We start from the raw sequence: 11,640 nt of genomic DNA on the forward strand, positions 1-11,640 counted from the left end.
CCCCATGCCCCATGCCCCATGCCCAATGCCCCATGCCCCATGCCCCATGCCAATTAAAAAAAATTAGCATACACATCTTATAATTACTGAAAATATCAGTCTCTTCGCCTGCTAGCGTGAATAATAATTTCAGTTAGCAACATCGGAACCTTAAAAAGGTTGCACTGATTGCTAGTCAAGTTGAGAATAAATAGGCGAAGCACACGGGGAAACTAACGTGAGTCAAGGATTTGATTACGATTTAGTGATTATAGGGGCTGGTGTAGGCGGACATGGGGCAGCCCTACACGCTGTCAGCTGCGGTCTGAAAACGGCGATTATCGAAGCAGCTGACATGGGAGGAACTTGTGTCAATCGAGGCTGTATTCCTTCTAAGGCACTGCTGGCAGCATCTGGACGTGTGCGGGAGTTACGCGATGCCCACCACCTCAAGTCGCTGGGAATTCAGGTTGGTAGTGTGGAGTTTGATCGCCAAGCGATCGCCAATCATGCTGACAATCTAGTATCGAAAATTCAAGGCGACTTAACCAACAGTCTCAAGCGTCTGGGAGTTGATATCATCAGGGGTTGGGGAAAAATCGCTGGAGCACAGAAAGTTACTGTTGCTGGTGATGGTGGTGAGAAAACCATCACAGCCAAAGACATTATCCTTTCCCCTGGTTCAATTCCTTTTGTTCCACCGGGAATTGAAGTAGACGGCAAAACTGTCTTTACCAGTGACCAAGGAGTCAAGTTAGAGTCATTACCAGACTGGGTAGCAATTATTGGCAGTGGTTACATCGGCTTAGAATTTTCCGATATTTACTCAGCTTTGGGTTGTGAAATCACCATGATTGAAGCCCTAGATCAGCTAATGCCGGGATTTGACCGCGATATTGCCAAACTTGCTGAACGGGTGCTAATTACTCCCCGCGATATTGAAACCAAAGTCGGGATATACGCCAAAAAAGTTATCCCCGGTTCACCAGTGGTTATTGAGTTAGCAGATTTCAAAACTAAAGAAGATCTAGATGTCATCGAGGTAGATGCTTGCTTAGTAGCCACAGGACGCATCCCAGCGACCAAGAACCTCGGTTTGGAGTCTGTGGGTGTAGAAGTTGATCGGCGGAATTTTGTTCCAGTTGATGACCGCATGGCGGTGCTGTCAGCAGGTGAAGTAGTGCCGCATCTGTGGGCAATTGGCGATGCTAATGGCAAAATGATGCTGGCACACGCTGCTTCTGCTCAAGGCATCATCGCTGTGGAAAATATCGTTGGTAGGGAACGGACAGTAGACTATCGCAGTATCCCCGCAGCCGCGTTTACCCATCCAGAAGTCAGCTATGTGGGCTTAACGGAAACAGCAGCTAAGGATTTAGGTCAAACCGAAGGTTTTGAAATTGCCACAAGTAAGAGTTACTTCAAAGGTAATTCTAAAGCATTGGCAGAAAACGAAGCCGACGGCATCGCCAAGGTAGTGTATCGCAAAGATACAGGTGAAGTTTTGGGCGTCCACATTTTTGGACTGCACGCCTCAGACTTAATTCACGAAGCATCAGCAGCGATCGCCAACCGTCAATCTGTCCAAAACCTCACCCATTTGGTTCACGCTCATCCAACACTTTCAGAAGTGCTGGACGAAGCTTATAAAAGAGCGATCGTCTCTTAGTCAAGAATCCATAGTCAAGAGTCAATAGTCAAAAAGTATTTGACCCTTGACCCTTGACCCTTAACCCTTAACCCTTAACCCTTGACCCTTGACTAAATTATGCAAATCCGTCGCCGTCAACCTAACCCAGCTATTTCCGTGTCCATATTACGTTATCAGGCCGCTGTACCTGATGCCGCGCCAAACAATATTTTGGAGGAAATTGTCTGGCATAAAGAAGTAGAAGTTGAGCAAATGCGGGAAAAGGTTCCTTTACGAGAATTGCAGAAACAGGTACTCTCTGCACCACAAACTCGTGATTTTGTCGCGGCTTTGCGTCAAGGTAAGACAAAACCAGCGTTAATTGCAGAAGTCAAAAAAGCTTCACCCAGCAAAGGAATTCTACGCGAAGATTTTGACCCAGCAGCGATCGCCCTATCCTATCAGCAAGGTGGTGCTAGTTGTCTTTCTGTATTAACAGATGCCAACTTTTTTCAAGGTAGCTTTGATAATTTAGCCTTGGTTCGCACCACTGTGGATTTGCCCTTACTATGCAAGGATTTTGTCATTTATCCTTACCAGATGTATTTGGCACGGGTTAAGGGTGCAGATGCCGTTTTATTGATTGCGGCTATTCTGAGCGATCAAGATTTGCAGTACTTTATCAAAATTGCTAATAATCTGAAAATGTCAGCCTTAATTGAAGTCCACAGTTTAGCGGAACTTGACCGTGTATTAGCTTTAGATGACGTATCCTTAGTGGGAATTAATAATCGGAATCTAGAAGATTTCTCTGTTGACTTACAAATTACTTGTCAACTAATGGACGCAAGGGGTAGTCAATTACAACAGAGGAATATCCTAGTTGTGAGCGAGTCAGGACTACACAACCCAGACGACTTAAGTTTGGTAGATGCAGCAGGTGCATCTGCTGTACTGATTGGAGAGTCCTTGGTAAAACAACCAGATCCTAAATTAGCGATCGCTAAACTCTTTGCCAAATCTTCATTACCAGCCGAATCCAAGCAATGATGAACTTGTTATTTCCCATGTAACAATTCATTGGCAAGAGATAAACTCTGATTAATACAATATTCCAATTTAGAAATTACAATTCAACTTCATGGAGCAGCTTCCTCTACCTTCACCTGTGCACTACGAACTTATACTCCAACTTTTAGAAAGACAAACCATGATAGCAGTGAGTGATAATCCAGATTTACGGCATCAGGTAAATCAACTAATTATTACTCTCCGAAAAGCTGCTGTCCAACAAAAGCGACTGGAAGAAATTTGCCAGTTTTCTTCTGTGAAGGTTGATCATCGTTGGTCAATCAATCATCATAACAGTGGCAAAGTTGTCATCCCTGATTGATGCAGCTAGCTTAATATCTTAACCTCGACTTTATCACCCTTGTCAGGTTTGCTTACCATTGTGAGAAGCATACCTTATCATTACTCAGTCTTAAACTTGACAATCAGCAACTAAACCTAACGTGGTAAAGTTGCTTTGGTTGTCATAATTTGACAAATGTGCTACTTGTAAAATAAGTAATACTCATTATCAGTTTAAAATTCTTATACAAATTAATCATTAAATTGGTACACTCTCTTAATTTGACTTTTATTTTGATTTTAGGACACACACATGGACGATAAGCTGATGCTAATGATTCCTGGCCCTACTCCAGTGCCAGAAGCTGCCTTGCTGGCATTAGCCAAGCACCCCATTGGACACCGCACCAGTGAGTTTAGCAACATATTGGCAGAGGTAACAGAAAACCTGAAATGGCTGCACCAAACTCAAAGTGATGTGCTGACGCTGAATGTCAGCGGCACAGGTGCTGTGGAAGCCGGTATAATTAATTTCCTTTCTCCAGGCGATCGCATTTTAGTTGGCTCTAACGGGAAGTTTGGCGAACGTTGGGTAGAAGTCGGTCAAGCTTATGGTTTGAATGTAGAAGAAATTACTACAGAATGGGGAAAACCTTTAGATCCAGAGGTGTTTGCCCAAAAACTCCAAGCAGATACAAAAAAGCAAATCAAAGCTGTAATCATCACTCATAGTGAGACTTCAACGGGAGTACTCAATGACCTGGAAAGCATTAACCGCCATGTTAAAGAACACGGTGAAGCTTTAATTATCGTTGATGCCGTGACCAGTTTGGGTGCGTTCAATTTACCCATAGATATCTGGGGCTTAGATGTAGTTGCTTCTGGTTCCCAAAAAGGTTATATGATTCCCCCAGGGTTGGGTTTTGTCTCTGTCAGTCCCAAAGCTTGGGAAGCTTACAAAACCGCGAAATTGCCGAAATATTATTTAGACTTAGGTAAATATCGCAAAGCCACAGCTAAAAATACAACGCCATTTACTCCCCCTATAAATATGATCTTCGCACTGCACAGCACGTTGCGAAGCATGAAAGAGGAAGGCTTGGAATCGATATTTGCTCGGCATCAAAGGCTGAAAAATGCTACCCGCGCCGCCATGAAAGGCTTGAATCTGCCGCTTTTAGCAGCAGATAGTAATGCTAGTCCAGCGATTACGGCTGTAGCACCACAAGGAATTGAATCGGATAAGATTCGGTCATTGATGAAAAAGCGCTTTGATATTGCTCTAGCCGGCGGACAAGACCATCTGTCGAATAAAATTTTCCGCATTGGTCACTTGGGCTTTGTGAGCGATCGCGATATCCTTAGCTGCATAGCATCCTTGGAAGTTGCACTCTCAGAACTTGGCTACGAAAACTTCACCCCTGGATCTGGTGTAGCAGCAGCAGCTAAAGTGTTTAGTCAGTCCTGAGTAACGATTGCTGAGTATAAACCCAGTTGCTTCATTGCTCTGAGCAATCAATACTGTCCTAACATATATGACTATAGCTACAAGTAAGGATTTTTAAACTCAGCAGTCAGCACTAAATTAAAAGAGCGAGTTGAATTAACTTGCTCTTTTAATTTATATGTAAATGAGTAAAAACTGTCAGAGCCAATTTTTCTATCTATCAAATTTTGTACAAGGTAGAGTGGATGTGACATATCTCAATTTTCTTGAATGATACCAAATTAAAATAAGTAATATTGTTTGGAATTCCTGGAACAGCCTTGTTCTCAATACCTTTAATCCAAAACCCCAAATCTGTATTGAAAAGTTTGCTAAGTCGGGAAACCCACTTTACACGCCAGTTGGTATAACGGAGGGAACCTCCTGTTAGCGCAGCGTCTTTGCTAGGAGAAGTTTTGAAAGCCGCAAGCCAACGCTCAGCCAATTCTGGGCGACGCACTGGCTTAACTTTTCGCAAAATCAAAAATTGATATGAACTACTCATAGGCTGCCCTTACTTTTATTTGTATCAATTCGATCACTAAGAGGCTAGCACGATTACGTTTTCTTATTTTTAATTTTGATACCTATACTGTCTCCAGCCAATCATAAATTTGTTCTAACTGCTCTAGAGTAATTAACCCATATTGCCAAAGAATCATTGGCAAAGGCCCTGGGTCTTGCTCCCTATGGCGAAGTGCCACCGCTAGCGATGCAGCAGAAATTGCCAAATCTTCTTGCAAAAAATGAATCAGTCTAGAATATGTTGATGGTGACATTTGTATTTCACCTCCTTGTGTAGAGTGTATTGTCATATATCAGTTCACTATTTTTCAGTAGTCAGTAGCCAGTATTTTATCTGTCATTGTGCTGTTACTGGATATACACCCCAGTAGAGCTTCTTTATCTATCTCAAAAAGAGTATTTTCACAGAGGTATGATAAATATAAATTTTAGTTACCCTTGTGTATTCGATTCTCAAGTAGGATCTTCATCTAAGTCAGATTGGCTTCATCTTTTTTACTTTAGTGCTTTATTTAATTACACATCTTGTAACAAAGATTTCATAGCCTGTACTCCTCTATAGGCATCTATTTACACGTACGCCCAGAGGAAGATTTTTGCAACCAAACCTTAAAACTGCGATTTCATTTTAAAGATACTAGGGTTTCATATTATTACCACAGTTTTTAAATAGTAGCCTCATAACTGAACGTTGTACCACATTACGTGATTTTTTTGACAAAAAATTTATTTACTTATGTTTGTCCAGACTCGAACAGAAAAACCACCCAGCTTTTTATCTTTGCAAAGCACCAGAATTTAGAAACTCAATTTTGATAGTATCGCCCACCTTCAAATTTAATTCGGCGGCTCGCCCAGACCGAAGTTCAATCACCGTATCGATTGGTGTGTTCGGCCCATAAGTAGGACAAGGCTCACTTTTGCAGGGAGGTGCAGAAGCCTGAATATACTTCACCACTCCTTTGTTTAGAAAAACCATATCTAACGATACAGGTACATTCTTCATCCAAAAACTGACTGATTGTGCTGAAGGGAACAGAAACAGCATTCCCCGATTATTCGGTAAAGCTGGCCGATACATTAGTCCCTTTGCTTGCTGTGCTGGCGTCCGCGCCACTTCTAACTCAATTGTTGTGCCATTGGGAACAATGGCTTTACCAGAAATCTGTAGTGTTTGACCTAAACTTTCTAATACTGGCGTTTGAGAACCAGATGTGAAAGTGGGAGGTTTAGCTGTTGTCGGCATAGAACAACTAATTAGCAACACACCTAATAACACCGAGAGCAAGCTTGGCCAACGAATCATAATAATTTTTGATTTTGTAATTTAGATTTCGATTTTACAGCGATCGCAGCAGAAAACCTACGTCTTTTACTCGTCCGTGTCCTGATCAAGTTGATATGCATTTAGTTTGCAGTATTGTCGTAGTTAAAAGAGTGGGGGAGTTGCAGTAAGTTTTTCAGATCTGCCGCTCTCTGTGCTTTCTAACTTTTGACCCTTGACCCTTGTCTCTATATCTATATGTATATTAGGATTCTCTTAACACGTACCCTACGCCTCGTACTGTTTGAATCAGGCGCTTTTGACTTTCGTCTTCGATTTTCAGGCGCAAGTAGCGAATATACACTTCAATTACATTCGACTCACCCATAAAGTCGTAACCCCAAACATTTTCTAGAATTTGTTCGCGAGTTAATACCTCACGGGGATGTTCCATTAAGAATTTTAATAGTTCAAATTCCTTCATTGTCAAGTCAATTGTGCGTCCGCTGTGTATTGCACGGCGAGTTGCTATATCTAAAATTAAATCCCCAAAACGTAACTGCTCCGTGGTATCAATATCAGGTTTTAGGTAAAGGCGAATCAGTTTTAAAAAGTCTTCTGAGCGGTAAGGCTTGAGGATATAATCATCAGCTCCCGCTTCTAAACAAGCTACACGATCATCGACGGTATCCCTTGCCATTAATACTAGTACAGGCGATCGCAGACCAGAACTTCTGATATTTTTGCACAATGTGAGTCCTGATTCTCCTGCTAGCATCCGGTCTAGAACAATTAAAGCAGGTTGGCGATCGCGGCAGTATTGCATACCGCTCGTTGAATCATGAGCCAAAATTGAATCATAGCCGGCTTCTTGCAAATCGAAACAAAGCTGATTTGCTAGGCTCTCATCAGTTTCAATCACCAAAACACAGGGACTTTGAGCAACTGTCATAACAATTTGGTATGTTGGGTTTTGGATTGTATGGACGTTATGGAGTAAAGTCTGTACATCAGCTAGAAGTGCAATTATGAGCTTTTAGTGATGGAGCAATACTGATTTGACACGCTGCATAAGATCTTTTAGCATGTTCAGGCATCAGCCATCGAATTCTCCGATGCAATCTTAATAACTAATTCCAAATACCATTCCTATACCAGTAATTCTGGAAGGAAATCCCAAATTGGGAAGTGAAGGGGGACTTCCAAAGAATAAATTATTCCAAGAAAAACAAGAGGGATGATTTTTCAATAATGATAATCATTTTAAAGAGGGAGAAAAAAGGTTGCCGATGGCAACCCTTTTTCTCCCCCTCATCTATGCATAAAGAGTCTATACACTTGTTGTCTGCTTTGAAGTTAAACAGTGTAAGTAAGGGATGTTTTGTAGCTAAATAAATGCTGTTATTAAAATCAAATCACATTTGTTTTACTACAAAAAATATCAATAAACCAATTACCTAAATTTGGGAAAATTTCATGACTATAATCGGTTAATCGCTCAATGTGTTTTTCAAAAGCCGTCGTAGAACGACGGGGCTTTATACCCAAGTTTTCGGTAAAACTAATTTACTAAATCAGGGAATACCTCTTGTACGGCAGGATGCACTAAACGATGATTTTGTACATTCAAGCCCTTGGCTAAAACTGGATTGGTTTCCAGTGCCTTGATTCCCAAATTTGCTAACTGTACGACGTAAGGTAATGTACTGTTGTTGAGTGCTTGGGTTGACGTCCAAGGTACTGCTCCTGGCATATTAGGAACGCCATAATGTACAACGCCCTCTTCAACATATACCGGATTGGTATGAGATGTAGCATGTAAGGTTTCAATACAACCGCCTTGATCAACAGCAACATCAACTATTACAGAACCAGGACGCATTTGTTTGACCAATTCACGGGATACTAGTATTGGTGCTCTACGTCCTGGCACTAAAACCGCACCGATGAGCAAATCGGCTTCTTTAATGGCAACTTCGATATGGGCAGAGTTGCTGTAAAGCAATTCGACTCTAGAGCCAAATAGGGTTTCTAGGTAGGATAAGCGCTCGACACTCACATCTAAAATCTGCACGACAGCACCCATGCCCACGGCAATTTTAGCTGCTTCTGTGCCGACAACGCCGCCACCTAGAATTACAACTTTGCCTGGTTTCACTCCAGGTACGCCACCCAAAAGGACACCTCTGCCACCTTGTTGGCGTTCTAAGAATCTAGCTCCAAATTGTACTGCTAGCCGACCAGCAATAACGCTCATGGGGGTGAGTAGAGGTAGTTTGTTAGCACTGGGTTGTTCTACAGTTTCGTAAGCGATCGCACAAGTGCCACAATCAATTAAATGTTCGGTCAATTTGCGATCGGCTGCCAGATGCAGATACGTAAACAACATCTGTTCTTTTTGCAGAAATTTATACTCGCTTGTCAGTGGTTCTTTGACTTTGACAACTAACTCCCGATTCCAAGCCACCTCTGGTGTGGTGACAATCTCCGCTCCAGCGCTTCTGTAGTCATCATCTGTGAATCCAGCACCACTACCTGCTAATGTCTGGACAAATATGGCATGACCATTTTCCCGCAGCACCCGCACACTAGAAGGACTCAACCCTACCCGAAACTCTTGATCCTTGGTTTCCTTGGGAACGCCGATTTCCATGTAACGCCTCTGATAATTTTTTTGTTTATTCAAGCTTGCTACTTTCGTATTATGGATAGCTGTATTAGGGATAGCTAAACTCTCTGTCTTAATTTTCTCAACTTTATTTGGGTAGCTCCAAACTCTACCCTTGACTATTACCCCAGTATTTATACAATGTATAAAGATTAATTAAATTTTGTTAATAAAGCTCCGCCCAACAGCAACCCCTGCGGGGAACGGAGGCTTCATTAAATCAGACTTATCCCAGTCAAATCACGTTTGCGGAAAAGAGGTTTCTGAAAAATGACACAACTACAACCGACAATTACACCCAAACTAGAGGAACCAAAGTTTGGCTTTAATGAATATGCAGAGCGTTTGAATGGCCGAGCCGCAATGGTTGGTTTTGCCTTGATGGTGGTGATTGAATACGTCACCAATCAAGGTGTGTTATCATGGCTTGGTTTAAAGTAGTGCCACGACAAAGTGCAAGCACAGGCGTGCAAGTTGTAAGCTAATTAATAATTCCAAAGGTTAGAACCAGCTGGAACACCTAGCTGGTTTGACTTTAGTAATTGATAGCGAAGTACTGCGCCTTAGGCGTTTTAATTGGACTTATCCGGAAAATGTTGCCGTAGAATGTAAGCAGGGGAAGGACTGAAATATCCTGAATCCATAATTACTACATTAAAGAGGGGTAATTACTACACTTCTTTCCCTACTGAATAAAATTATAATACTTTATGCATTTGATTAAAGGGGCAATTTGCGGGTGAGGTATTCTCGGTAAATGTACACAAAAGGTTAATTGGAACCAACCAAGCTGTGATGAATGCTGTATTACCTCGTTTTTTAAAGTCAACCTACCGGAAAGAACCAATAATCAGTGTACTGATTACGATGGGCGTGGTGGATGCCCTAATTGGTGGATTTGATGATAGCTGGTCTTTATTCGCTTTTGGTTTGGGAATAGCAGGGATAAGCCTTGTTTTTAAGTTGTGGCACATCCAGCAGCGTCGTCCCACACCAGAGGAGCCTGTAGTGCAACATTACTTGCCCTCCCGCTCCTCTAGTTCTGCATTACCAATGCTGAGCGTTTCTAAGAAAAAACCTCCTGTTTAGGGAGTACTGAGTTATGAGTGCTAAGTTATGACTCAGCTAATTTGATTGGCGTAACCATATCTAAAAGTGAGGAAAATGTAGTGAGGAGTGAGGGAAGAGGTGGGGGTGGTTTTATACTTCGCCCGGATATTATCCTGGCATTTATGGCAGCTGTTGCCTTTTTGGCTACGACATCGAAAGAGTTTTATATTAATACTGCTAACGCTGCTGTTGAAGTAACACCATCCCAAGTCACCAATAGCTTTGTCAATCCTCAACTACTTTACATACTCCAAGGACATAAAGGAACTATTAAATCTTTAGCCTTTAGTCCAGATAGCAAAATTCTTGCCAGCGGTGGTGCAGAAAATGAGGGCGTAATTCGTCTGTGGAATCCAGAAAGAGGCAAAAAACTAGGTAGCATTAGCAGAGCGCATCAAACAGCTATAGAATCTTTAGTAATTTCGCCAGATGGTAAAACCCTTGCTAGCTGTAGTAGTGATAATACTATTAACCTTTGGAACCTAAGAAATAATAAGTTTAGTCGCTCTTTTGTCGGACATACTAGTAACGTCCTATCTTTAGCAATATCTCCCGATAGTAAAGTTCTCATCAGTGGCGCTCTAGATGGAATTCGGATGTGGGATTTGCTACAGCAGCGTCCACTAGGTACTATAGTACGCTTTGATAACTTGATCTACACCTTAGCTATTAGTCCTGATGGACAGACCTTGGCTAGTGGTGACAACAAGGGTGTAGTTAAGCTGTGGAACTTAAGTACTGGGAAATTAATTCGTGGATTTGTCGCCCATTCTAATGCTGTTAGCGATGTAGCGTTTACACGAGATGGGGAAACATTAGTTAGTGCTAGCCGCGATCGCACCATTAAACTTTGGAATATTAACAGTGGTAAACTAGTGCGTACCCTCACAGGACATAATAACTGGGTGAATGCTGTTGCCATCCACCCCGATGGACAAATTCTTGCCAGTGCTGGCAGAGATGGTATTAAGCTATGGAATCTAACTACTGGTGAGTTAATAAATACACTAAACGGACATACTGACTGGGTAAGTGCGATCGCTTTTAGTCCTGACGGACGAACACTTGCCAGCGGTGGATTTGACCAAATAATTAATATTTGGCGAAGTCTATAAATATTATTGAACATCTCGCGGCAGTCCCCACCCTCAATATATTCATAGGGTGGGGAAGGATAGCGGTTGGCGACGATTGTATCTATGACCTGTTAGCAGCCGTAGGTTGATAAGGGAATGGATGCATGATAGCGAAGAACGAGCGTCGGAGTCAACAGTCTTTATTTGGCAATGCTTTGTAATTAGACTTTTCAAACAACCTCTAAGCTCGACTTTATCCAAAATTAAAAACTTGGATTTCTTTGTTCGGCAAAAACCCTGGCTTTTTGGCAAATACTTTTTCCACGTCACAGATTATGGATGAAGTTAAAAAAGTAAAACTACCGTCACACAAAGGTTTTAGTGATAGCGATCGCGTTGCGAAAAAAATGGATAAAGTCGAGCTAAACCTCATCCATCTTGAGAACTGGAGTTTTGCCAGAAGAAATATTACTCTGAAGAAGTAGGTGTAGTAGAGAACAAAACGAGGATGCTTAAAGTAGAGTGCGCTCGTTGGAATCAAAGTAGCTC

13 protein-coding genes are annotated in these 11,640 nt (G+C 41.9%); 7 read left to right on the forward strand and 6 right to left on the reverse strand.

Features of this window, described 5'->3' with window-relative positions; translation table 11 throughout:
• The first annotated feature begins 217 nt into the window (after positions 1 to 217).
• The 4 genes from lpdA to IQ246_RS25710 all read left to right on the forward strand — a co-directional run bounded on the left by lpdA (position 218) and on the right by IQ246_RS25710 (position 4,430).
• Positions 218 to 1,648, forward strand: a complete 1,431-nt coding sequence (gene lpdA / locus IQ246_RS25695) for a dihydrolipoyl dehydrogenase (protein WP_194006145.1) — start codon at positions 218 to 220, stop codon at positions 1,646 to 1,648.
• 99 nt (positions 1,649 to 1,747) lie between these two features.
• A complete protein-coding gene (gene trpC, locus IQ246_RS25700; protein WP_194006146.1) occupies positions 1,748 to 2,659 on the forward strand; it encodes an indole-3-glycerol phosphate synthase TrpC in 912 nt (303 codons plus the stop codon).
• Positions 2,660 to 2,750: 91 nt separating this feature from the next.
• The gene (locus IQ246_RS25705) at positions 2,751 to 3,002 is read left to right on the forward strand and encodes a DUF5340 domain-containing protein (protein ID WP_194006147.1); all 252 of its coding nucleotides are present in this window, start codon (positions 2,751 to 2,753) and stop codon (positions 3,000 to 3,002) included.
• 273 nt (positions 3,003 to 3,275) lie between these two features.
• Positions 3,276 to 4,430 (forward strand): alanine--glyoxylate aminotransferase family protein, encoded by a 1,155-nt coding sequence (locus tag IQ246_RS25710; protein ID WP_194006148.1) that lies wholly within the window; start codon positions 3,276 to 3,278, stop codon positions 4,428 to 4,430.
• 199 nt (positions 4,431 to 4,629) lie between these two features.
• On the opposite strand, the gene IQ246_RS25715 is transcribed toward IQ246_RS25710, so the two are convergent.
• From IQ246_RS25715 to ald, 5 genes are all read right to left on the reverse strand, one after another.
• Entirely contained in the window at positions 4,630 to 4,953 is a 324-nt protein-coding gene (locus IQ246_RS25715; protein WP_194006149.1) for a hypothetical protein, read from the reverse strand.
• A gap of 82 nt (positions 4,954 to 5,035) precedes the next feature.
• Complete coding sequence (locus IQ246_RS25720; RefSeq protein ID WP_162395466.1) at positions 5,036 to 5,263, reverse strand: DUF2949 domain-containing protein; 228 nt, start codon at positions 5,261 to 5,263, stop codon at positions 5,036 to 5,038.
• Positions 5,264 to 5,748: 485 nt separating this feature from the next.
• The gene (locus IQ246_RS25725) at positions 5,749 to 6,279 is read right to left on the reverse strand and encodes a DUF192 domain-containing protein (RefSeq protein WP_194006150.1); all 531 of its coding nucleotides are present in this window, start codon (positions 6,277 to 6,279) and stop codon (positions 5,749 to 5,751) included.
• A gap of 223 nt (positions 6,280 to 6,502) precedes the next feature.
• On the reverse strand, positions 6,503 to 7,189 hold the full coding sequence (gene nblR / locus IQ246_RS25730; protein ID WP_194006151.1) for a response regulator transcription factor NblR: 687 nt from the start codon (positions 7,187 to 7,189) through the stop codon (positions 6,503 to 6,505).
• 609 nt (positions 7,190 to 7,798) lie between these two features.
• Positions 7,799 to 8,890 (reverse strand): alanine dehydrogenase, encoded by a 1,092-nt coding sequence (gene ald / locus IQ246_RS25735; protein ID WP_194006155.1) that lies wholly within the window; start codon positions 8,888 to 8,890, stop codon positions 7,799 to 7,801.
• A 285-nt stretch (positions 8,891 to 9,175) separates the two neighbouring features.
• On the opposite strand from ald, the gene IQ246_RS25740 reads away from it, so the two are divergent.
• From IQ246_RS25740 to IQ246_RS25750, 3 genes are all read left to right on the forward strand, one after another.
• A complete protein-coding gene (locus IQ246_RS25740; RefSeq protein WP_194006152.1) occupies positions 9,176 to 9,346 on the forward strand; it encodes a chlorophyll a/b-binding protein in 171 nt (56 codons plus the stop codon).
• Positions 9,347 to 9,700: 354 nt separating this feature from the next.
• A complete protein-coding gene (locus IQ246_RS25745) occupies positions 9,701 to 9,994 on the forward strand; it encodes a hypothetical protein (RefSeq protein ID WP_194006153.1) in 294 nt (97 codons plus the stop codon).
• Positions 9,995 to 10,137: 143 nt separating this feature from the next.
• Positions 10,138 to 11,130, forward strand: a complete 993-nt coding sequence (locus IQ246_RS25750; protein WP_208492304.1) for a WD40 repeat domain-containing protein — start codon at positions 10,138 to 10,140, stop codon at positions 11,128 to 11,130.
• 214 nt (positions 11,131 to 11,344) lie between these two features.
• On the opposite strand, the gene IQ246_RS29995 is transcribed toward IQ246_RS25750, so the two are convergent.
• The coding region (locus IQ246_RS29995) for a hypothetical protein (RefSeq protein ID WP_208492303.1) at positions 11,345 to 11,640 on the reverse strand (296 nt) is incomplete at its 5' end.

It is taken from the genome of aff. Roholtiella sp. LEGE 12411, assembly GCF_015206995.1.
Taxonomy (GTDB): Bacteria; Cyanobacteriota; Cyanobacteriia; order Cyanobacteriales; family Nostocaceae; genus Komarekiella.